Raw genomic sequence first — 22,217 nt, forward strand, 5'->3', positions numbered from 1 at the left:
AGAGCGTGCAACGCTTGTGTAGCAAGCAAAGCATGCTCTTTTTTTTATGGCGGTTTCTGCCATGACTTTTTGAGAAACATACACGGATGTATGTTTATCTCAGGGGGTGGTGAGCAAGCAGCGGCACCTGTCTGCACAATAGCGGGCTTGCCTGCGAACATTTATCGACCGCACCACAGCATGATCCCAACCGCCTCTTTCGTGGAGTTGCGCAACGTCACCTTCGGCTATGGCGAGCGTGTGATCCTGCGCGACCTGTCGCTGCAGGTGCCGCGCGGCAAAGTCACGGCCCTGATGGGCGCATCGGGCGGGGGCAAGACCACCGTGCTGCGCCTGATCGGCGGCCAGCAGCATGCCCAGCAGGGGCAGGTGCTGTTCGATGGCAAGGACGTCACCACCATGGACGCCGCGGGCCTGTACGCTGCGCGTCGGCGCATGGGCATGCTGTTCCAGTTCGGCGCCCTGTTCACCGACATGAGCGTGTTTGACAACGTGGCCTTCCCGCTGCGCGAGCACACCGACCTTCCCGACGAACTGGTCCGCGACATCGTGCTAATGAAGCTGCATGCCGTGGGCCTGCGCGGTGCGCGCGACCTCATGCCCAGCGAGATATCGGGCGGCATGGCCCGCCGCGTGGCGCTGGCGCGGGCCATTGCACTGGACCCCGAACTGGTCATGTACGACGAGCCCTTCGCCGGGCTGGACCCCATTTCCCTGGGCACCGCTGCCCAACTGATCCGAGAACTCAACGACGCCATGGGCCTGACCTCCATCCTGGTGTCCCATGACGTGGAGGAAACCTTCCATGTGGCCGACCATGTCGTCATCCTGGGCAACGGCGGTGTCGCCGCCCAGGGCTCGCCCGAGGAAGTCAAGGCCAATCCCGATCCGCTGGTGCAGCAGTTCATCCACGCACGCGCCACCGGCCCCGTACCCTTCCATTACCCCGGCGTGAGTGCCGAAGAGGATTTCGGCACGCCTGAAAGCCCGGTCAAGGCCAACGGCCGGAGGCGCGCATGAACCGGCTGCATCCCGCTAGCATCGGCGCGGCAGTGCGCCACCAATTGACCCAGCTGGGCATGGGCACCCGCCTGTTCGGCCGCCTGCTCGCGCTGATGGGGCCGGCGCTGGGCAGGCCGCGGCTGATTGGCGACCAGATCCATTTCCTGGGCAACTATTCGCTGGCCATCATCGGCGTGTCCGGCCTGTTCGTCGGTTTCGTGCTGGGCCTGCAGGGCTACTACACCCTGCAGCGCTACGGCTCGGCCGAGGCGCTGGGCCTGCTGGTGGCGCTGTCCCTGGTGCGCGAGCTCGGCCCCGTCGTCACGGCGCTGCTGTTTGCCGGCCGTGCCGGCACGGCGCTGACGGCCGAGATCGGCCTCATGAAGGCCGGCGAGCAGTTGTCGGCCATGGAAATGATGGCCGTGGACCCCGTGCGCCGCATCCTGGCGCCGCGCTTCGTGGCCGGCCTGATCGCCATGCCGCTGCTGGCCGCTGTCTTCAGCGCCGTCGGCGTGATCGGCGGCTGGCTGGTGGGCGTGGTCATGATCGGCGTCGATGGCGGTGCCTTCTGGGGCCAGATGCAAAACGGCGTGGACTGGTGGTATGACCTGGGCAACGGCGTTCTCAAGAGCCTGGTGTTCGGCGTGGCGGTGACCTTCATCGCGCTGCTGCAGGGCTATGCAGCCAAGCCCACGCCCGAAGGCGTGTCCCGCGCGACCACGCGCACGGTGGTGATGGCCTCGCTGGCCGTGCTGGGGCTGGACTTCCTGCTCACGGCCACGATGTTCAGCCTTTGACCTGGCACCGAAGCCACCCCCGCAAAACAAGGAAAAACAAACCATGCAGCAATCCAAGAGTGATGTCTGGGTCGGACTGTTCGTGCTGATCGGCGCTGCGGCGCTGGTGTTCCTGGCGCTGCAGTCGGCCAACCTGCTGAGCCTGAGCTTCCAGAAAACCTACACGCTGACCGCGCGCTTCGACAACATCGGCGGACTCAAGCCCAAGGCGGCCGTGCGCAGCGCGGGCGTCGTCGTGGGCCGCGTGGAATCCATCACCTTCGACGATCAGGTCTTTCAGGCCAGCGTGACCATGGCCATGGAAAACCGCTACGCGTTTCCCAAGGACAGTTCCCTGAAGATCCTGACCAGCGGCCTGCTCGGCGACCAGTACATCGGCATCGAAGCCGGCGCAGATGACCACAACCTCAAGGATGGCGACCGCGTCGTCGCAACCCAGTCGGCCGTTGTGCTGGAAAATCTGATCGGACAGTTCCTCTACGGCAAGGCCGAGCAGGGTGGCAGCTCCGGTGCAGGAGGCAAAGAATGACAACCAACCATGAACAGGCGACCGTGGGTCGCCCTGCAGTCCAGGCAGCATCCTGGCAGCGCGCAGCCATGCTGGGCACATTGGCCGCCGCTTCGCTGCTCGCCGGCTGCGCCACCGCGCCGGGCGAGGCCCGCAATCCCCAGGACCCGTTCGAGCCGTTCAACCGCAGCGTCTACTCGTTCAACGACGGCCTGGACCGTGCCGTCCTGAAGCCGGTGGCCACGGCCTACCGCGACGTCACTCCGCGTCTGGCTCGCGATGGCGTGAGCAATTTCTTCTCCAACCTCAGCGATGTCTGGTCCTTCGTGAACAACGCGCTGCAGGGCCAGGCCGAAGGCGCCTACAACTCCGTCGTGCGGTTCTCGGTGAATACGGTCTTCGGCCTGGGCGGCTTGCTCGACATCGCCAGCGAGGCCGGCATCGAGCGCCAAAAGCAGGACTTCGGCCAGACCCTGGGTCGCTGGGGCGTGCCCACCGGGCCGTACCTGGTGCTGCCGCTGCTGGGCCCGTCCACGGTGCGTGACACTGCGGCTCTTCCGGTGGACGCCTGGGGCAACCCCATGTCGGCGATCAACGACATCCCGGTTCGCAACAGCCTGTATGTGCTGCGACTGGTGGATACACGTGCCCGCCTGCTCAATGCCTCCGACACGCTGGACTCCGTCGCGCTCGACCGCTACAGCCTGACGCGCGATGTCTACCTGAACCTGCGGCGCGGCAAGTCGGGTGATGACGGTCGCATCGAGGATTACGACGACGATGCCGGCAAGCTGCCGCCCGAAGACGGCGCGAAGTAAGCAGTTCGTAACATCCCGAGATGAAAAACGGCCGCTGCCTGACATGGCGCGGCCGGAAAAATGTGCAATATCAACCCGGTCCGGGGCATGAGGCCCTGCTGGGAAAGGAAGAGTGATGATCAATCGACGTGCCTGGAGCGCTGCCGCTGCAGCCATGCTGGCCATGGGAACCCTTGGCGCGGCACTGCCGGCCCGCGCAGCCGGCGAGACCCCCGATGCGCTGATCAAGCGTGTCTCCACCGACGTGCTGGAAACCATCAAGAAGGACCCCTCGCTGCGCGAGGGCGATGTCTCCAAGGTCAATGCGCTGGTCAATGACAAGGTCATGCCGTATGTGAATTTCCGCCGCATGACCTCCGCCTCGGTGGGGCCGGCCTGGCGCCAGGCCACGCCTGCGCAGCGCGAGAAGCTGGAGACCGAGTTCAAGGCCCTGCTGATCCGCACCTATTCGGGCGCGCTGACGCAGGTCAGCAACCAGACCATCAACGTCAAGCCCCTGCGCGCGGCAGCCGGCGACACCGATGTGCTGGTGCGCACCGAAGTGCTGGGCCGCGGCGAGCCCGTGCAGCTGGACTACCGGCTCGAGAAGTCCGGCGACGGCTGGAAGATCTACAACCTGAACGTGCTGGGCGTGTGGCTGGTGGAAACCTACCGCAACCAGTTCAGCCAGGAAATCAATGCCCGCGGCATCGACGGCCTGATCGAGACCCTGGCCACGCGCAGCAAGATGCCGGCCACGCCGCCCTCCAAGGGCTGACAGCCGCGGACGCACGCGCCATGCTGCAGCTCCCCCGTGAACTGACCTACCGCCAGGCGCGCAGCTGTCTCGTGCAGCTGCGGCCCCAGGTGCAGGCCTTCGATGGCGCCCAGGTGCGTGTCGATGCCAGCGGTGTCGAGGTCTTCGACTCGTCCGCACTGGCCGTGCTGCTGGCCTGCCGCCGCACCGCGAAGGCGGCAGACAAGCAATTGGTGGTCGTGGGCCTGCCGCAGGGCCTGCAGTCCATGGCGGCGCTGTATGGCGTCGACGGGCTGCTGGCCGACACGGCCGCATCCTCCCCCTCCTGAGCCGGCGCAGCGCGCCGCTGCAAAGAGCCCTGCAAGGCAGGTTTGGCTGCAAGGGCCTAGAATCGCGCCTCGCATGTCTGCCGTCTCATTCCAATCCATCTCCAAGACCTACCAGACCCCCAAGGGGGCCTTCCAGGCGCTCAACCACGTGAGTCTGGACATCGAGGAGGGCGAGTTCTTCGGCCTGCTCGGTCCCAATGGCGCTGGCAAGACCACGATGATCAGCATCCTGGCCGGCCTGTCGCGCGCCACCAGCGGCCGCGTGCTGGTCCAGGGCAGCGACGTGCATGCCGACTACTCGGCTGCCCGGCGCAAGCTGGGCATCGTGCCGCAGGAGCTGGTCTTCGATCCCTTCTTCAATGTGCGCGAGGCGCTGCGCTTTCAGTCCGGCTATTTCGGCGTCAGGAACAATGACGACTGGATCGACGAGCTGCTGCACAGCCTGGGGCTGACCGACAAGGCCAATTCCAACATGCGCCAGCTGTCCGGCGGCATGAAGCGCCGCGTGCTGGTGGCCCAGGCGCTGGTGCACAAGCCGCCCATCATCGTGCTCGACGAGCCCACGGCCGGCGTGGACGTGGAGCTGCGCCAGACGCTGTGGCACTTCATCGCACGCCTGAACCGCGAAGGCCATACCGTGCTGCTCACCACCCACTACCTGGAAGAGGCCGAGGCGCTGTGCAGCCGCGTGGCCATGCTCAAGCAGGGCAACATCGTCAAGCTCTCGACCATGTCGGATCTGCTCAAGTCCGCCTCCTCCAACGTGCTGCAGTTCAAGACCGATACCGCCTTGCCGCCGGCCCTGGCCGCGCGTGCGCGGGTGACCGGCCGCATCGTGCAGATACCCGCCAACGACGCCAGCGATGTGGAGCGCCTGCTCGCCGCGCTGCGCGAGGGCTCCGTCGTGCCCGAGGACGTGGAAATCCGCCGCGCCGATCTGGAGGACGTCTTCATCCATGTGATGAATGAGCAGGGACAGACTTCGCAGGGAGCTTCGGCATGAACGGCTGGCAGACCCTGCTCAAGAAGGAAGTGCTGCGCTTTTGGAAGGTCAGCTTCCAGACCGTGGCCGCACCCGTGCTCACGGCCGTGCTCTATCTGCTGATCTTCGGCCATGTGCTCGAAGGCCGGGTGCTGGTGTACGACCGCATCAGCTACACGGCCTTCCTGATCCCTGGCCTGGTGATGATGAGCGTGCTGCAGAACGCCTTCGCCAACAGCTCCTCCAGCCTGGTGCAGAGCAAGATCATGGGCTCCATGGTCTTCGTGCTGCTCACGCCGCTGTCGCACTGGGCCTGGTTCGGGGCCTATGTGGGAGCGTCGGTGCTGCGCGGGCTGCTGGTGGGCGCGGGCGTGTTCGTCGTCACGCTGTACTTTGCCATTCCCGAATTCACGGCGCCGCTGTGGATTCTGGTCTTCGGCCTGCTGGGCGCGGCGCTGCTGGGCACGCTGGGCGTGATCGCCGGCCTGTGGGCCGACAAGTTCGACCAGATGGCGGCCTTCCAGAACTTCCTGATCATGCCCATGACGTTCCTGTCGGGCGTGTTCTATTCGATCCAGTCCCTGCCGCCTTTTTGGCAAAAAGTCAGCCATCTGAACCCGTTTTTCTACATGATCGACGGTTTCCGCTACGGCTTCTTCGGCCAGAGCGACGTATCGCCCTGGGTCAGCCTGGCCATCGTCGGCTCGGCCTGGCTGGCGGTGAGTGCCCTGGCCGTGCATCTGCTGCGCATCGGCTACAAGATCCGCGGCTGAGGTTTTTCCTCAGGCTGCGGCGGGCGCTGTGCCGGCATTTTCGAACCCACCCATGAACAGGCGGCCGGCGCCCGGCGCCGCCGCCAACCAAGGCCATGCCGCGATGCATGGCAGGAAAGCTTCCCCATGACTGCAGACCAACTCAAGGAACTGATCGCCACCGGCCTGCCTTGCGAACACATTGCGCTGGAAGGCGACGGACGGCACTGGTTTGCCACCATCGTCTCGGCCCAATTCGAGGGCCAGCGCCTGCTGCAGCGCCAGCGCCTGGTCTACGCCACGCTGGGCCAGCGCATGCACACCGACGAGGTCCATGCCCTGTCCATGAAGACCTATACGCCCGCCGAGTGGGCTGCCCAGGCCGGCCAGGCCTGAGCGCACAGCCCGGTCACGACGCCTCAGACTTTCTGCCGCAACTGGTCGATACGGCCCGTGCGGCATCTCCTTTTTCCCGATTTCCAGATTCAAGTCTGTCAGCCATGGACAAACTCCTGATTCGCGGTGGCCGAGCGCTGCATGGCGAGGTGACGGTCTCCGGCGCCAAGAATGCCGCCCTGCCCGAGCTGTGCGCCGCGCTGCTGTCGTCCGAGCCCGTCACCCTGCGCAATGTGCCGCGCCTGCAGGACGTGGCCACCATGCTCAAGCTCATCCGCAACATGGGTGTCGGCGCCGAGCACGATGACAGCGGCACCGTGCGCATCCACGCCGGCTCTCTGTCCAACCCCGAGGCACCCTACGAACTGGTCAAGACCATGCGCGCCTCGGTCCTGGCCCTGGGCCCGCTGCTGGCCCGATTCGGCCAGGCCCGCGTGTCGCTGCCCGGCGGCTGCGCCATCGGCTCGCGCCCCGTGGATCAGCACATCAAGGGCCTGCAGGCCATGGGTGCCGAGATCGTTGTCGAGAACGGCTACATGCACGCGTGCCTGCCCGGGCATCTCAAGCGTCTGCAGGGCGCCCGCATCACCACCGACATGGTGACGGTCACGGGCACCGAGAACTTCCTGATGGCCGCCGTGCTGGCCGAAGGCGAGACGGTGCTGGAAAACGCCGCCATGGAGCCCGAGATCGGCGACCTGGCCGAAATGCTCATCAAGATGGGCGCAAGGATCGAAGGGCACGGCACCAGCCGCATCGTCATCCAGGGTGTGGAGCGGCTGAGCGGCTGCGAGCACCAGGTGGTGGCCGACCGCATCGAGGCCGGCACCTTCTTGTGCGCCGTGGCGGCCACGGGCGGCGAGGCGCTGCTGCGCAATGGCCGTGCCGACCACCTGGGCGCGGTCATCGACAAGCTCAAGGACGCTGGGGCCGAAGTGTCCGCCGAGGAGGGCGGCATCCGCGTGCGCGCTGCCGGCAAGCTCAAGGCCCAGAGTTTCCGCACCACCGAGTACCCGGGCTTTCCCACCGACATGCAGGCGCAGTTCATGGCGCTGAACTTGGTGGCCGAAGGCTGCAGCATGGTCACCGAGACCATCTTCGAGAACCGCTTCATGCACGTCGACGAGATGCTGCGCCTGGGCGCGCAGATCACCACCGACGGACGCGTGGCCACCATCACCGGCAGCCAGTCGCTGTCGGGCGCGGCCGTCATGGCCACCGACCTGCGCGCTTCGGCCAGCCTGGTCATCGCCGGCCTCGTGGCCAAGGGCGAGACCCTGGTCGATCGCATCTATCATCTGGACCGCGGCTACGATCGCATGGAAGACAAGCTGCGCGGCCTGGGTGCCGACATCGAAAGAGTTTCCCAATGACCATCACGATTGCCCTGTCCAAGGGCCGCATCTACGACGAAACCGTGCCGCTGCTGGCCGCTGCCGGCATCTCGGTCACCGAAGACATTGAAAAGTCGCGCAAGCTGATCTTCGAGACCAACCAGAGCCACGTGCGCGTGGTGCTGGTGCGCGCCTCCGACGTGCCGGTCTACGTGCAGTACGGCGGCGCCGACCTCGGCGTGGCCGGCCTGGACTCCCTGATCGAGCATGGTGCCCAGGGCCTGTACCAGCCCCTGGACCTGAAGATCGCGCGCTGCCGCGTCAGCGTCGCCGTGCGCAACGGCTTCGACTACGCGCTGGCCGTCAAGCAGGGCGCCCGCCTGCGCATCGCCACCAAGTATCCCGAGATCGCGCGCAACTTCTTCGCCACCAAGGGCGTGCACGTGGACATGGTCAAGCTCTACGGCTCCATGGAACTGGCCCCGCTGACCGGCATGGCCGACGCCATCGTCGACCTGGTGTCCACCGGCAACACGCTCAGGGCCAATGACCTGGTCGAGGTCGAGCCCATCATGGAGATCAGCTCGCGCCTGGTGGTCAACCAGGCCTCGCTCAAGCTCAAGCAGGCCCCTCTGCGCAAGATCATCGATGCCTTCGCATCGGCCATTCCCCAAGACTGAAGCCCTCTGCACCATGGAATACCAAGCCGCTCCCGCCCGCCTGTCCACGCTTGACGCCAACTTCGAACACGATTTTGCGCAGCGCCTGCATTGGTCGGCGGACACGGACGCGGCCATCGAGCAGCGCGTGGCCGACATCCTGGCCGATGTGCAAAAGCGCGGCGATGCGGCCGTGCTGGAGTACACGGCGCGTTTTGACGGATTGCAGGTGGACGGCATGGCAGCGCTGGAGCTGACGCAGGCCGAGCTCAAGGCCGCCTTCGACAGCCTGGGCGATGAGCAGCGCGATGCGCTGACGGCCGCCGCCCAGCGCGTGCGCACCTACCACGAGGCACAAAAGCGCGCCAGCGGCGAGAGCTGGAGCTACCGTGACGCCGATGGCACCCTGCTGGGCCAGAAGGTCACGCCGCTGGACCGCGTGGGCATCTATGTGCCCGGCGGCAAGGCGGCCTATCCGTCCAGCGTGCTGATGAATGCCATTCCCGCCCATGTGGCTGGCGTGCAGGAAATCATCATGGTCGTGCCCACGCCGCGCGGCGAGAAGAATGCCCTGGTGCTGGCCGCCGCCTATGTGGCCGGCGTCACGCGCGGCTTCACCATCGGCGGCGCCCAGGCCGTGGCGGCCCTGGCCTACGGCACGGCCACCATCCCCAAGGTGGACAAGATCACCGGTCCCGGCAATGCCTATGTGGCCAGCGCCAAGAAGCGGGTGTTCGGCACCGTGGGCATCGACATGATTGCCGGCCCCAGTGAAATCCTGGTGCTGGCCGACGGCAGCACGCCGCCCGACTGGGTGGCCATGGACCTGTTCAGCCAGGCGGAGCATGACGAGCTGGCGCAAAGCATCCTGCTGTGCCCCGATGCCGACTACATCGCCGCCGTCCAGCGCGAGATCGACCGCCTGCTGCCCGAGATGCCGCGGCGCGCCATCATCGCCAAGAGCCTGAGCGACCGGGGTGCCCTCATCCTCACGCGCGACATGCAGGAGGCCTGCGCCATCAGCAACCGCATCGCGCCCGAGCACCTGGAAGTCTCCAGCAACGATCCCCACCAGTGGGAGCCGCTGCTGCGCCATGCAGGCGCCATCTTCCTGGGGGCCTACACCAGCGAGAGCCTGGGCGACTACTGTGCCGGCCCCAACCATGTGCTGCCCACCAGCGGCACGGCGCGCTTTTCCTCGCCGCTGGGGGTCTATGACTTCCAGAAACGATCCAGCCTCATCGAGGTCAGCGAGCAGGGCGCCCAGACCCTGGGCCGCATCGCCTCGGTGCTGGCGCATGGCGAAGGCCTGCAAGGCCATGCGCGCGCGGCCGAAATGCGCCTGAAGTAGACACTCGCTTCCTATTGGACGAAGGCGCCGTCACCGAAAGGGGCGGCGCTTTTTGCTGCCTGAACGCTAGAGCAAGTATGTCAAGAATCGACACGAAATCAGTGGAGCACGAATTTCGTGTAGACTTGCACCCTGTGAAAAACCTCACCATCACCGTCGAAGACAGCGTGCTCGAATGGGCGCGCATCGAGGCCGCGCGCCGCGGCACCAGCGTCTCGCGCATGGTGGGCGACTTCATGGCCGAGATGCAGCGCCGCGAGGACGCCTACGAGCGCGCCTACCTGGCCTGGCGCACCGACGAGCGCGGCTGGGACGGCGGCCAGCCGTCATCCACGCAGCCCGCCCAGCGCAGTGCCGCGCTGCGCCGCGAGGGCCAAGCATGAACACCGTCTTCGTCGATACCTCCGTGCTGGTCGCTGCCGAAGACACGGGGCAGGGCGCCTTGCATGCCGCCGTGCTGCAGTGGCTGGACCTGCTGTGGCGCACGCGCAGCGGGCGCACCGGCAGTCAGTCGCTGTGCGAGTTCTATGAACAGGTCACCACGGCCGCCCAGCCTTTGCCGCAGGGCGATGCGCGCGCCGCCATCCGCCGCTACCAGACCTGGACGCCCTGGAAGACCGATGCCGCCACGCTGGAGACCGCCTGGGCCGTGCAATCGCGCCACCAGCTGGCCTTTGGCGACTGCCTGGCCGTGGCCTGCGCCCAGCACAGCGGCTGCGAGCAGATGCTGACCCTGCACCTGCCGCACGGCACCCAGTTCGGCGGCGTCGCCATGGTGCACCCGCTGCACCAGGCGCCGCCGCAGCAGCAGGCCTGAGCGGCTTCGCTGATGGATTTCTTCCCCCACTGACTCGTGAAAGTGTGCATGCCATGACAGCTTCCATTCCGCAGGTTCAGGCCCTCGCCCTGGAGCGCATCCGCGCCGATGTCCGCTCCATGCATGCCTACCATGTGCAGCCCTCACAAGGCCTGCTCAAGATGGACACGATGGAGAACCCCTTCCGCCTGTCGCCCGAGCTGCAGGCCGCGCTGGGCGAGCGCCTGGGCCGGCTGGAGATCAACCGCTACCCTGGCGAGCGCCAGGAAGTGCTCAAGGACATGCTGGCCCGCTACGCGCAGGCGCCGGCCGGCAGCGCCGTACTGCTGGGCAATGGCTCGGACGAGATCATCACGCTGCTGGCCCTGGCCTGTGCCCAGCCCCACGCCGAGGGCCGCGCCACCATGCTGGCGCCCATGCCGGGCTTCGTCATGTATCCCATGAGCGCCAGGCTGCAGGGCCTGGACTTTGTGGGGGTCGACCTGACGGCCGACTTCGAGCTGGACGTGCCCGCCATGCGCGCCGCCATTGCCGAGCACCGCCCCGCCATCACCTATATCGCCTATCCCAACAATCCCACGGCCACGCTCTGGGCCGAGGCCGATGTGCAGGCCGTGATCGACGCGGTCGGCGCCATCGGCGGTCTGGTCGTCATGGACGAGGCCTACCAGCCCTTCGCCCGCCGCAGCTGGGCAGAGAACATGCGCGCCGACCCGGCCCGCAACGCCCATGTGCTGCTGATGCGCACGCTCAGCAAGTTCGGCCTGGCCGGCGCGCGCCTGGGCTATCTGATCGGCCCGGCCGCCATCGTCGGCGAGATCGACAAGGTGCGCCCGCCCTACAACATCAGCGTGCTCAACTGCGAGACGGCCATCTTCGCGCTGGAGCACGAGGCGCTGTATGCGCAGCAGGCCGTGGCCATCCGCGCCGAGCGCCAGCCGCTGATCGACGCGCTGACCGCGCTGCCGGGTGTGGAAAAGATCTGGCCATCCGAGGCCAACATGGTCTTGCTGCGCGTGCGCGATGCCGCGCGTGCCCAGGCCGAGATGAAGGCCCGGGGCGTGCTGGTGAAGAACGTCAGTGCCATGCACCCGCTGCTGGCCAATTGCCTGCGCCTGACCGTGGGCACCCACGAAGAAAACGCCCAGATGCTGGCGGCCCTGAAGGAATCCCTATGAGCAATGCAGTCCCCGCACGCACCGCCGAAGTGCAGCGCAACACCGCCGAGACCCGGATCAAGGTCGCCATCAACCTGGACGGCACGGGCAAGGCCAGCCTGCACTCGGGCATCGGCTTTCTGGACCACATGCTCGACCAGATCGCGCGCCATGGCCTGATCGACCTGGACATCGAGTGCGAGGGCGACCTGCACATCGACGGCCACCACACGGTGGAGGACATCGGCATCACCCTGGGCCAAGCCTTCGCCAAGGCCGTGGGCGACAAGAAGGGCATCCGCCGCTACGGCCACGCCTATGTGCCGCTGGACGAGGCCCTGAGCCGCGTGGTCATCGATTTCTCGGGCCGTCCCGGGCTGCACATGGACGTGAAATTCACGGCCGGCAGCATCGGTCAGCTCGACACCCAGCTGGTCTACGAATTCTTCCAGGGCTTCGTCAACCATGCGGGCGTGACCCTGCACATCGACAACCTCAAGGGCTTCAATGCCCACCACCAGTGCGAGACCATCTTCAAGGCCTTCGCACGCGCCCTGCGCTTTGCGCTGGAACATGACGAGCGCATGGCCGGCGTCATCCCCTCGACCAAGGGCGCTCTGTAAAGAGAAGCGATTGGCATCGGCCAGAACTTGATCTGACCGGGCAATCCCGCCGAAAATCCGACAGAACACGCGCCACACGCTATGAGTTTGACTGACAACACCGTCGCCGTCGTCGATTACGGCATGGGCAATCTGCGCTCGGTTTCACAGGCCGTGCGCACGGCCGCCGCCGATTCCGGCTGGCAGGTCGTTGTGACCTCCGATCCCGAGGTGGTCCTGGCCGCCGACCGCGTCGTGCTGCCGGGCCAGGGCGCCATGCCCGACTGCATGCGCGAGCTGCGCGAATCCGGCCTGCAGGAAGCCGTGCTGCATGCCGCTGCCAACAAGCCCCTGTTCGGCGTCTGCGTGGGCATGCAGATGCTGCTGGACCACAGCGACGAAGGTGACGTGCCCGGCCTGGGCCTCATCCCCGGCAACGTGCGCAAGTTCGATCTGGCGGGCCGCACCCAGGCCGATGGCAGCCGCTTCAAGGTTCCGCAGATGGGCTGGAACCGCGTGCACCAGACGCACAACGCCGGCCATGCCCACCCGCTGTGGCGTGGAATTCCCGAAGACAGCTTCTACTACTTCGTGCACAGTTTCTATGCCGTGGTGCAGCAGCCGCAGCATTGCGCTGCGCAGGCCGACTACGGCGGGCGCTTTGCCTGCGCCATCGCGCGCGATAATATTTTCGCCACGCAGTTTCACCCCGAAAAAAGCGCTGACCAGGGCCTGGCCCTGTTCCGCAACTTTCTGGGCTGGAAGCCCTGAATCCCCTTTTCTTCCCCGCACCGGCCGCTGAATCCCAGGCCTTCATTGCTCGCAAACCATCATGCTGCTCATTCCTGCCATCGACCTCAAGGACGGCCACTGCGTACGCCTCATCCAGGGTGATATGGACCAGTCGACCACGTTCGGCGAAGACCCGGCCATCATCGCCCGCCGCTGGCTCGACGCCGGCGCGCGCCGCCTGCACCTGGTGGACCTCAATGGCGCGTTTGCGGGCCAGCCCAAGAACCTTGCGGCCATCAAGGCCATCCTCAAAGAGGTGGACGGCCGGATTCCGGTGCAGCTCGGCGGAGGCATCCGCGATCTGGACACCATCGAGAAATACATAGATGCCGGCATCAGCTACGTGATCATCGGCACCGCTGCCGTGAAGAACCCCGGCTTTCTGCAGGACGCCTGCAGCGCCTTCGGCGGCCATGTGATCGTCGGGCTCGACGCCAAGGACGGCAAGGTCGCCATCGACGGCTGGAGCAAGCTCACGGGCCAGGACGTGCATTCGGTGGCCAAGCGCTTCGAGGACTGGGGTGTGGAGTCCATCATCTACACCGACATCGGCCGCGACGGCATGCTCACGGGCATCAACATCGATGCCACCGTCAATCTTGCCCAATCGCTGAAGATCCCCGTCATCGCCTCGGGTGGCCTGGCGGGCATGGCCGACATCGAGGCGCTGTGCAAGGTCGAGGACGAAGGCATCGAGGGCGTGATCTGCGGTCGCGCCATCTACTCGGGCGATCTCGACTTCGCCGCAGCGCAGGCTCGCGCCGACGAACTCACGGCCTGAGCGGCCTGCGCCTTCTCGATATTCGCGGGCGCCTGTCCCTGACAGGCGCCCGCGCTGCATTCAGCGCCGGGGTTTCAAGCGGCCTCTACGAGCAGGCGGGAAGGGCTTGCCCGGCATTGGTGGCGCGCACGGTCTGCACAAAGGCTTCCCAGTAATTCGGCAGCCCGGCCCAGGGGTTGCCCACGCCGGTGCTGGGCTCGAACTCCAGCTGGGTCACATAGATCCATCCCGCCTGGTAGCGTGCCGAGGCGGCCGACTGCACGGCCGTCTGCATGGCCGCGCAGCCCGACACGTTGTGCACCAGCGAGGCCTGGTGGCTATTGGCCAGCCCGTACAGCCAATCGAAACTGGTCGTGCGCGGATCGTAGGTGGCGTACGTGGAGCCCTTGCCCTCGAACGTGGTCAGCACATCGGCCACATCGGCATAACCGGCCACGGGCACGAGGCCTGGGTTGCCGATCACGATCAGGTCGGGATTCTTGGCCTTGATGTACTGGTAGATGCTGCGGTAGAAGTCCAGCCGGTTGGCGGTGGCCGCCATCTCGTCAATGAAGAAGCCCTTGACCAGGCCTGCGCCGTAGTGCGTGAAATAGTTGTCGATATTGGCCTGGATGCTGGCCAGCGATCGCGTGCCCGTGCCATAGCTGGAGCTCACATAGCCCACCAACTGCCCGCCCGCGTTGGCAAAAGCGGTTGCGGCGCGCGTGATGTTCGCATCCGGGCCACTGAAAATGCCGTTGGCCGGGTTCAGGATGGCCGTCATCTGCACGTTCGGATTTGCCTGGGCGCTGGCTGCCAGCGCATTCCAGGCCGTGGCCCCCGCGCCCGTGGGATAGAAATACGCAGGCACCAGCACCCGCAGCGGCGCAGGAGCCGGGCGCAGATAGAAGGTCTGCGAAGCGCTGCCCGTGCGGCCTGCCACGGTGGCGCTGGCCTGCACCTGCTGGCGGCCCGGCGTGGCGCCGGTCAGAAAGGCAGTTGCCACGCCGGAGCTGGTCAGCGCCGAGGTGCTGACGCCTGTGGCTGCGCTGAAGCTCACCACGGTTCCATCGGCGGCATTCACGCCATCTGCGAGAACACCTGCGCGCAGGGTCAGTGCCGAGCCTGCAGTCACCACATCCCTGGCGGCCGGGGCCGTCCATTGCACGGTGACCGAGGTCACTCCGGGCTGGCCGGTGCCGCCGCCATCGCCCCCGGTGCCGCCGCCAGCGCTGCTGTCACCACCACCGCCTCCGCCGCAGGAAGCCAAGGAGGCGGCCAGGGCGAGCATGCCGAGTCGCAGGACAAGAGGAGAGGGAGCGTGGGAGCGTTGCATGACAGAGGAAGGCTGGGCGGGGGAAAGGCTATATTCAAGCATGAAAGTTACATCTTCCTTTCCCGCAGTAACAGCTTTACCTGCGGCCGCGCAAGCTCCCGGCGCCTGCGCTGATGCATGGCAGGGCCTGCCCGCCATCCGCCTGCGCCTGGCCTGCGGCGATGCTGCCCTGGTGGCCTTGCAAGGGGCACAACTGCTCTCCTGGCAGGCAGATGGCGAGGAGCAACTGTTCCTGAGTCCCCTGGCGGCCCATGACGGCCACACACCCATACGCGGCGGTATTCCGGTCTGCTTTCCCCAATTCAACCAACGCGGCCCGCTGGTCAAGCACGGCTTTGCGCGCACCCTGCCGTGGCAGGCTGATGCAGCACAGGCCGAGGTTCTTGCCGGCGATGGCTTGTTCCTGCGGCTCAGGCTCGCCGACACGCCGCAGACGCGCGCCGTCTGGCCGCCTTCCTTCGAGACCTGGCTGGAGGTGACGCTGTTGCCCGGCCGGCTTGACGTGGAGCTGGTAGTGCACAACCGGGGCGACACGCCTTTGGTTTTCACTGCCGCCTTGCACAGCTACCTGCGCGTGGCGGACGTGGAGCAATGCCGGCTGCAAGGCCTTGACGGCCTGCCTTACTGGGATGCCGTGGCCGACACCCATCCCACGCAGCACGGTGACGTGCGCTTTGGCGAAGAGCTCGATCGCGTCTACCCCCGGCCCGGGAACGCCATGGAGCTGGCCGCACCTGGCGGCGGCTTGCGGATCTCGCAGGATGCCGCCTGGACCGAGACCGTGGTCTGGAACCCCGGCCCCGCGCTGTGTGAACGTCTGCCCGACATGCCGCCGCAGGGGTGGCGGCAGATGCTGTGCGTGGAGGCCGCCGCCATCGATGCGCCCGTGCATGTGGCGCCCGGCGCGCAATGGCGCGCGGCCCAGCGCCTGCACAAGCTGTAGCTCAGCACCGGCCCTGCAATGAAAAAGCACCTGTGAACAGGCGCTTTTTTCGTTGGGGCGGGGGGCCGGGTCAGCGGCGCTGCATGCGCTGTGCCGACTGCGCAGGGCGCAGGCCCGGGGTGATCTGCAGTTCCACGGGGCCTTCGCCCCGGCGCACATCGAATTTCGCGGCCTCGCCGGGCTTGAGCGCGGCCACGGCGGTCAGCAGCTCGGACACATTGCGGATGGGCTTGTCGCCCACCTGCACGATCACATCGCCCGGGCGCATGCCGGCCTGGGCAGCGGGGCCTGCCTGCAGCACGCCGGTGATGATCACGCCGGAGTCGGCCTTCACGCCAAAGGTCTCTGCCAGCTCCGGCGACAGCTCATTGGGCTCCACGCCGATCCAGCCGCGCACCACGCGGCCGTCCTTGACGATGCCGTCCAGCACCAGCTTGGCCGTGGACACGGGAATCGCAAAGCCGATGCCCATGCTGCCGCCCGAGCGCGAATAGATGGCGGTATTGATGCCCAGCAGATTGCCGCTGGCATCCACCAGCGCGCCGCCCGAATTGCCGGGGTTGATGGCGGCGTCGGTCTGGATGAAGTTCTCGAAGGTATTGATGCCCAGCTGGCTGCGGCCCAGGGCGCTGACGATGCCGCTGGTCACCGTCTGGCCCACGCCGAAGGGGTTGCCGATGGCCAGCACGCGGTCGCCCACGTCGATCTGGTCGGAATTGCCCAGAACGATGACGGGCAGCTTGTCCAGGGCGATCTTGAGCACGGCCAGGTCGGTCTCGGGATCGGTACCGATCACCTGGGCCTTGGCCTGGCGGCTGTCGGTCAGCGTGACCTCGATGTCATCGGCGCCCTCGACCACGTGGTTGTTGGTCAGGATGTAGCCGTCGGTGCTGATGATCACGCCGCTGCCCAGGCCTGCCTGCTCCTGCGTGCCCTGGTCGCCGAAGAAGAACTGGAACCACGGATCGTTGCTGCGCGGATGCCGTACCGCCTTGCTGGTGTTGATGCTCACCACGGCCGGCGCTGCCTTCTTGGCCGCAGGTGCAAAGCTGCCCGGGCTGACTTCTCCGACGGGCGTGGCCGGCGCCTCCAGCAACGCAATGCCCGCGTTGCTGCGCACGGCGCCGCGGCGCAGCCAGTCCGGCTGCAGGGTGGCAACGACGAAGTAGGCAGCCACCAGGATGGTGACCGCCTGCGAAAACAGCAGCCAGGTGCGTTTCATGAAGTGTGGTGTTCTGTGCGGGAGGACAAGGCCCCATTGTGAGGCATGTCGTACACAGGGCGGTGGTGGGCGCGTTCGCTGGGGCGCTGGGTGATCGATGAATCACCGGACAACCGACATTGCTATATCGGGATGTGCCGATTTTTTCCTTTTACTGAGGCGCTGATGGGCGTGTCAAATTTTTTGTTGCGCCATTTGAAAATGGGACAAGTCTTATTTAAATTGGCTTGCTAATTATTTTTCAAGTCACGATTTGATACGGATGAGGAAATTCAATACAATCGCGGCCCAATGAATAGAGCGGGGACGGAGGGGCTATGGAGTGGAAAGACTCGGGGAGGATTGCGCCCAGATGGCTGCTGCTATTGGTTGGCGCGGTGTTTGCGATTGCAGGAACCATCGGCATTGCCTTTGCACAGGCCGCCGATGCAGTATGTGCCGAAGTCAAGATTGTCATAGAGCAAAAACTCTCGCTGGAGCGCCAGGCATTTGACGCCAGGATGGTGATCACCAATGGCCTGGCGGACCAAAAGCTGGAGAACGTCAGCATCACGCTGCAGTTCCTGGATGCGAACAACCAGACGGTGATCGCCACCACGGATCCCGCAGCCTCCGGAGCCCGCTTTTTCTACCGCACGGATGGGGTCGAGGGCATCACTTCCCTGCAGGGCGGCACCATCGCTCCCAAGGCCGTCGCCAATGTCCGATGGCTGATCATTCCCGCAGCCGGCACGGGCGGCCGCGATCCCCAGGGTGCGGTCTACTACATAGGCGCCAGGGTCACCTACACGCTGGATGGCAAGACCGACACCGTGGAGGTGGCACCAGAGTCCATCGTCGTGCGGCCCCAGCCTGAACTGGTGCTTGACTACTTCCTGCCCCGTGATGTTCCGGGTGATGATGCCTTCACACCCGAGGTCGAGCCTTCCGACCCCTTCACGCTGGGCGTGCGCATCAAGAACAGTGGTGGCGGCACTTCGTACAAGACCAAGATCGATACCGCGCAGCCCCGCATTGTCGAAAACCGGCAAGGGCTGCTTGTCAAGTTCCAGATTCTGAGCGGCTATGTCAACGATGCGCCAGCAGGCAAAAGCCTGCTGCTCGACTTTGGCGACATCACGCCGGGATCGTCCCTGCATGGGCGCTGGAACATGGTGTCCAGCCTGGCCGGCAAATTTGTCGAATTCACGGCCGGATTCACCCATGCGGATTCGCTGGGCGGTGCCCTGACGTCCCTGATCAAGACCGTCAATACCCATCAATTGGTCCAGGATGTGCGTGTCGATCTTCCGGGACGCGACAAGGTCCGCGATTTTCTGGCCCTGGATGGAGATGTCTACCGCGTCTATGAATCCGATGGCGTGGATACCGAGGTCAGCGATCAAAGCCGATCCGCCCAATTCGTGCCCTCCGGTGCCACCGCCAGCCTGCAGTTCAATCCCGTGGCCAATGGCATGGCCTATGCGCGCGTGCCCGATCCCTCCAGGGGCACCCGTCTTCCCCTGCAGGTGGTCCGCTCCGACGGCTACGTTGTTCCTGGCGAAAACGTCTGGCTGTCCAGGCAGCGCAACGAGGACCTGAGCTGGAGCTATTACCTGAACCTGTTCGACGTGAACACCACGGGCCGCTACACCATCGGTCTGGTCGCTGGCGAGGCACAGGCCAGCATTGCCGGCGCGGCCTTCGAGGACCGCAATGCCAACGGGCTGCGCGATGCAGGCGAGCCCGCCATCCCCGTGCTCGAAATCAAGCTCACCGGCACGCGGGCAGGCACCGGGGAGTCGGTGCTGGCCACTGCCCACACCGATGCCCAGGGCCAATTCCGATTCGATGGACTGCTGCAGGGCAGCTATGCGCTGTCGGCTGCCGTCAGCGAGGGGCTGGTCGATGGCGCTGCGCTTGCGGGCACGGCGGGCGGTCAGTCCGCACCGGGACGCATATCGGGCATTGATCTGGCCACCGGTACGGCGGCTGCGGGCTATCTGTTTGCAAAGCGCTCCGCCAAGGCGACCGGGCCAGATCCCGAACCGGAAGCGGACACTGGCATCAGCGTGACGGCGGCACCGGCCACCATGGCGCGCGACGGTGGCTCCACGGTCACCATCACGGCACGCAATGCCGGGCCGGCCATGGCAGCGGCCACCGTCGTCCATGTGGACCTGCCCCAGGGGCTGGAGATCGCCAGCCAGTCGGCATCGGCGGGCAGCTATTCGCAGGGCCGCTGGACCCTGGGCGACATGGCTAAGGACTCCGCCCCCACCCTGGTGCTGCAGGTGCGTCCTGCAGCAGGCTCCACGGCCAGGGAATTCCTGCTGGCCGCGCGCATCGGCGCGGCCACCCGCGACCCCGTCACCGGCAACAACGCGGCCAGTACCCTGCTCAGGCGCGAGCAGGAGGCCTTCGTGGCCGCTTCGCAGACCCTGGACCAGGGCCTGCGTGTGCTGGCCTATGCCGCATGCGGCGCCGATACCGCTTGCACGGACGGCAAGCGCCAGGCTCTGCAGGATCTGCTGGCGCAGGCCGATGGCTCGGTGCAGTTGGCGGTCACGCCAGGTGAGCTCCGCAAGGCCTTGCGTGCCGGCGACTTCAGCGCGCTCTGGCTCCATGGATCGGTGGACGACCTGGCCGCTTCCCAGATGGAGGAAGTGCGGGCCGCCGTCTACCGCGGTGCCTCGCTGGTCATCGATGGCGCACCGGGCGCGTTGCCGGACACCTTGGCCGACGTCTGGGGCGGCAGCCGCTCAGGCCAGCCATTGCCTGCGGGCGTCTCTGTGCACCTGGGCGATGCAGGCTTGGGCGATGCGGCGCTGGCGCTGCAAGGCCGGGCGTGGGCGTTGCAGAACGAGGGTGCAGGCTCGGAACTGGCCCGCTATGGCACAGGGCAGACCGCTGCGTTGGGCGTGGCCCACGGCAAGGGCCAGGTTCTGGTGATCGGCTTCGATGCCCTGGCGCAAGGCGCGGTTGCGGCTTCGTGGAAAGACTGGACCAAGACGCGCTTCACTGCCCTGGTTCCGCCTGTGTCCGAGCCCATGCTGGCGCAATCCGCCGTGCGCGTCAGAACCAGCATTGCCAACCGCAGCACGCAAGCCGTTGCGCTGGAGCAGGCCATGACCCTGGCCAGTGGCATGAAGCTGCGTTCCTCCTCGCCGCAGGCCGTGGTCGACGGTGATCGGGTCAGGTGGACCCTGGAGCCCGCCTCCCAGGCCGAGTTGCAGGTGCAGGCCTGGCTGGACCTGCCCGGCACCTCGCTGGCCACCACGGTCGAGACGCAGTTGCGCAAGGCCGGCGACAAGTCGCTGGTGGACAGCTGGTCGCAGCCGGTCACCGTCATCGCAGAACCTCAAGCCGCCGCTAACACCCGGGCTGCAGTGGCTGCGCTGGCGCAGGCCACGGCAGACCAGCGGCAGGCCGTCGAGGCATTGCTGGGCCAGGCTCGGGTCGCCATGGAGCAGCAAAAGCCGGCCCAGGCCCTCTCGGCCCTGGTGCAGGCCCAGCCCCTGTTGAGGGCGCTGCCATCCCACGGTACCCGGAATATGGCCCTGCAATCGCTGGCGCAGTGGATAGGCCTGGTCGCTGCCCAGTGGCAGGAGGAGGCCGCGCGGGATTGGACGCTTTCCATCGTGTCCGGCGACCTGCAGTCCGCCAGGCTGGAGCAGCCGTTTGCGCTGCCGCTGCAGGTGCGCCTGCAGACGGCTGACGGCAACCCGGTGGCGGGGCAGGAAGTCACATTCGACGCTCCCGCCAGCGGGGCCTCCGCACGCTTTGCCGGCGGCAGCCGCCAGGCGCGCGTGCTCACCGACGCACAGGGCCTGGCACGCAGCCCGGCGCTCACCGCCACGGGCACTGCGGGCAGCTTCACCGTATCCGCCGGCGTCGAGGCCTTGCCTGGCGGCGTGCGCTTCACGCTGGGCAACCTGGATGGCACGGCGCCCGTGCTGCGCATTGTCAAGCTGGCAGGGGACGGGCAGACGGCCACCGTGGGGACGGCCTATGCGGCACCCGTACGTGTCAAGGTCACCGATGCGAAGGGCGCCGCCGTGGCCGGCCACGCCGTGGTGTTTGCGCTGCCGGATAGCGGAGCGAGCGCCATGTTTGACGGCGGCACGCTCGCAGCGCAGGCCGTCACCGATGCAGCAGGCGTTGCCGCTTCGCCCGGGCTTCGTGCCAATGGGCTGGCGGGCGCATTCGAGATGCGCGTGACGGCAGCCGGTGTGGGCGAAGCCTTGCGCGTGTCCCTGCAAAACCAGGCCGCGCCTGTGGGCGGCAAGGATGTGGCCCTGCCCACACCCAGCGGCTCCGGCACGCTGAAAGCCTCGGTGGCGGGCGGAGGCGCCAGCTGCCGCTTCAACCCGGACGAGACGGCCGTACGCAAGCCCGAGGGCTGGCTGCCGCTGTTCAACGTGCTGCTCTTCCCTCATGGTGTGTTCGACTACGAACTCACCGGCTGCGACGTCGGAAGCACGGTCACCGTCACCACCGAGTGGCCCAACCTGTTCGGCATCAGCAGCTACCTGAAGTTCGGGCCCACGCCCTATTCGAAGGGCCGCAGCATCTGGTACGCGCCCAGGAACCTGTCGATCAACGGCAACCGCATCAGCTACACCATCACCGATGGCCAGTTGGGCGACGACGACCTGCAGGCCAATGGCGTCATCAAGGACCCGGGCGGCCCCGTTATTCAGTCTGGGCCGTTGCCTGAGGATCAGTTGACGGCGGTGCCTGGCCTGGAGGCGGCGGGCCTGGCCCTGTTGTCCGCCCTCATGGCCTTGGGCGCCTGCCTGCAGCACAGGCGCCGACGCGCCGCACGTGCAGGCGCGGGGATGGATGCATGAAGTTGCTCCGTTTTCCGGGCGCTGGCCTGGCGCATGCAATGGCGGTGTGCGCAGCCGTCCTGGTGGCTGCACCATTGCGGGCGCAGACCGAT

General features: G+C 66.4%; 22 protein-coding genes. 20 read left to right on the forward strand and 2 right to left on the reverse strand.

What is annotated here, in order from left to right:
• Window positions 1–180 precede the first annotated feature (180 nt).
• The 18 genes from U6958_RS07390 (at window position 181) to hisA (ending at window position 13,813) form a co-directional block, all read left to right on the forward strand.
• Complete coding sequence (locus tag U6958_RS07390; RefSeq protein ID WP_016445575.1) at window positions 181–1,020, forward strand: ABC transporter ATP-binding protein; 840 nt, start codon at window positions 181–183, stop codon at window positions 1,018–1,020.
• On the forward strand, window positions 1,017–1,799 hold the full coding sequence (gene mlaE, locus U6958_RS07395) for a lipid asymmetry maintenance ABC transporter permease subunit MlaE (RefSeq protein ID WP_074921474.1): 783 nt from the start codon (window positions 1,017–1,019) through the stop codon (window positions 1,797–1,799). Before U6958_RS07390 ends, mlaE begins: the two co-directional genes overlap by 4 nt.
• Before the next feature lie 43 nt (window positions 1,800–1,842).
• A complete protein-coding gene (gene mlaD, locus U6958_RS07400) occupies window positions 1,843–2,328 on the forward strand; it encodes an outer membrane lipid asymmetry maintenance protein MlaD (RefSeq protein WP_016445577.1) in 486 nt (161 codons plus the stop codon).
• Entirely contained in the window at window positions 2,325–3,125 is an 801-nt protein-coding gene (locus tag U6958_RS07405; RefSeq protein ID WP_047473033.1) for a VacJ family lipoprotein, read from the forward strand. Before mlaD ends, U6958_RS07405 begins: the two co-directional genes overlap by 4 nt.
• Window positions 3,126–3,240: 115 nt before the next feature.
• Window positions 3,241–3,882 carry a phospholipid-binding protein MlaC gene (locus U6958_RS07410; RefSeq protein ID WP_016445579.1) on the forward strand — a complete coding sequence of 214 codons (642 nt, stop codon included), beginning with the start codon at window positions 3,241–3,243 and terminating at the stop codon, window positions 3,880–3,882.
• Window positions 3,883–3,902: 20 nt separating this feature from the next.
• Complete coding sequence (locus U6958_RS07415) at window positions 3,903–4,190, forward strand: lipid asymmetry maintenance protein MlaB (RefSeq protein ID WP_016445580.1); 288 nt, start codon at window positions 3,903–3,905, stop codon at window positions 4,188–4,190.
• A 73-nt stretch (window positions 4,191–4,263) separates the two neighbouring features.
• On the forward strand, window positions 4,264–5,193 hold the full coding sequence (locus U6958_RS07420) for an ABC transporter ATP-binding protein (protein WP_013800798.1): 930 nt from the start codon (window positions 4,264–4,266) through the stop codon (window positions 5,191–5,193).
• The gene (locus U6958_RS07425; protein WP_016445581.1) at window positions 5,190–5,945 is read left to right on the forward strand and encodes an ABC transporter permease; all 756 of its coding nucleotides are present in this window, start codon (window positions 5,190–5,192) and stop codon (window positions 5,943–5,945) included. Before U6958_RS07420 ends, U6958_RS07425 begins: the two co-directional genes overlap by 4 nt.
• Before the next feature lie 126 nt (window positions 5,946–6,071).
• Window positions 6,072–6,320: a BolA family protein gene (locus tag U6958_RS07430; protein ID WP_012207326.1), complete on the forward strand. Its 249-nt coding sequence runs from the start codon at window positions 6,072–6,074 to the stop codon at window positions 6,318–6,320.
• Window positions 6,321–6,424: 104 nt separating this feature from the next.
• Complete coding sequence (gene murA, locus U6958_RS07435; protein ID WP_016445582.1) at window positions 6,425–7,693, forward strand: UDP-N-acetylglucosamine 1-carboxyvinyltransferase; 1,269 nt, start codon at window positions 6,425–6,427, stop codon at window positions 7,691–7,693.
• The gene (gene hisG, locus U6958_RS07440; protein ID WP_017405470.1) at window positions 7,690–8,334 is read left to right on the forward strand and encodes an ATP phosphoribosyltransferase; all 645 of its coding nucleotides are present in this window, start codon (window positions 7,690–7,692) and stop codon (window positions 8,332–8,334) included. The genes murA and hisG overlap by 4 nt, the downstream gene beginning before the upstream one ends.
• Before the next feature lie 13 nt (window positions 8,335–8,347).
• Window positions 8,348–9,664 carry a histidinol dehydrogenase gene (gene hisD, locus U6958_RS07445; RefSeq protein WP_034364866.1) on the forward strand — a complete coding sequence of 439 codons (1,317 nt, stop codon included), beginning with the start codon at window positions 8,348–8,350 and terminating at the stop codon, window positions 9,662–9,664.
• A gap of 77 nt (window positions 9,665–9,741) precedes the next feature.
• Window positions 9,742–10,047, forward strand: a complete 306-nt coding sequence (locus U6958_RS07450) for a hypothetical protein (protein ID WP_174538854.1) — start codon at window positions 9,742–9,744, stop codon at window positions 10,045–10,047.
• Window positions 10,044–10,481: a PIN domain-containing protein gene (locus U6958_RS07455; RefSeq protein WP_012207320.1), complete on the forward strand. Its 438-nt coding sequence runs from the start codon at window positions 10,044–10,046 to the stop codon at window positions 10,479–10,481. Before U6958_RS07450 ends, U6958_RS07455 begins: the two co-directional genes overlap by 4 nt.
• A 53-nt stretch (window positions 10,482–10,534) precedes the next feature.
• Window positions 10,535–11,659, forward strand: coding sequence for a histidinol-phosphate transaminase (gene hisC, locus U6958_RS07460; protein ID WP_074921556.1), 1,125 nt, complete (start codon window positions 10,535–10,537; stop codon window positions 11,657–11,659).
• On the forward strand, window positions 11,656–12,261 hold the full coding sequence (hisB, locus tag U6958_RS07465; protein WP_016445588.1) for an imidazoleglycerol-phosphate dehydratase HisB: 606 nt from the start codon (window positions 11,656–11,658) through the stop codon (window positions 12,259–12,261). Before hisC ends, hisB begins: the two co-directional genes overlap by 4 nt.
• 81 nt (window positions 12,262–12,342) lie before the next feature.
• Complete coding sequence (gene hisH / locus U6958_RS07470; RefSeq protein WP_017405475.1) at window positions 12,343–13,011, forward strand: imidazole glycerol phosphate synthase subunit HisH; 669 nt, start codon at window positions 12,343–12,345, stop codon at window positions 13,009–13,011.
• Between the two features lie 61 nt (window positions 13,012–13,072).
• Window positions 13,073–13,813 (forward strand): 1-(5-phosphoribosyl)-5-[(5-phosphoribosylamino)methylideneamino]imidazole-4-carboxamide isomerase, encoded by a 741-nt coding sequence (hisA, locus tag U6958_RS07475; RefSeq protein WP_016445590.1) that lies wholly within the window; start codon window positions 13,073–13,075, stop codon window positions 13,811–13,813.
• Between the two features lie 85 nt (window positions 13,814–13,898).
• On the opposite strand, the gene U6958_RS07480 is transcribed toward hisA, so the two are convergent.
• Window positions 13,899–15,083 (reverse strand): spherulation-specific family 4 protein, encoded by a 1,185-nt coding sequence (locus U6958_RS07480; protein WP_074921473.1) that lies wholly within the window; start codon window positions 15,081–15,083, stop codon window positions 13,899–13,901.
• Window positions 15,084–15,168: 85 nt separating this feature from the next.
• On the opposite strand from U6958_RS07480, the gene U6958_RS07485 reads away from it, so the two are divergent.
• Complete coding sequence (locus tag U6958_RS07485; RefSeq protein ID WP_223275110.1) at window positions 15,169–16,071, forward strand: D-hexose-6-phosphate mutarotase; 903 nt, start codon at window positions 15,169–15,171, stop codon at window positions 16,069–16,071.
• A 70-nt stretch (window positions 16,072–16,141) separates the two neighbouring features.
• Here U6958_RS07485 and U6958_RS07490 read toward each other — a convergent pair whose 3' ends face one another.
• Window positions 16,142–17,293, reverse strand: coding sequence for a S1C family serine protease (locus tag U6958_RS07490; protein WP_012207313.1), 1,152 nt, complete (start codon window positions 17,291–17,293; stop codon window positions 16,142–16,144).
• A gap of 317 nt (window positions 17,294–17,610) precedes the next feature.
• Between U6958_RS07490 and U6958_RS07495 the strand changes: the two genes are divergently transcribed.
• Window positions 17,611–22,125 carry an IPTL-CTERM sorting domain-containing protein gene (locus tag U6958_RS07495; RefSeq protein WP_083393585.1) on the forward strand — a complete coding sequence of 1,505 codons (4,515 nt, stop codon included), beginning with the start codon at window positions 17,611–17,613 and terminating at the stop codon, window positions 22,123–22,125.
• Window positions 22,126–22,217: the final 92 nt, after the last annotated feature.

It is taken from the genome of Delftia lacustris (genome assembly GCF_040267515.1).
Classification (GTDB): domain Bacteria; phylum Pseudomonadota; class Gammaproteobacteria; order Burkholderiales; family Burkholderiaceae_C; genus Comamonas; species Comamonas tsuruhatensis.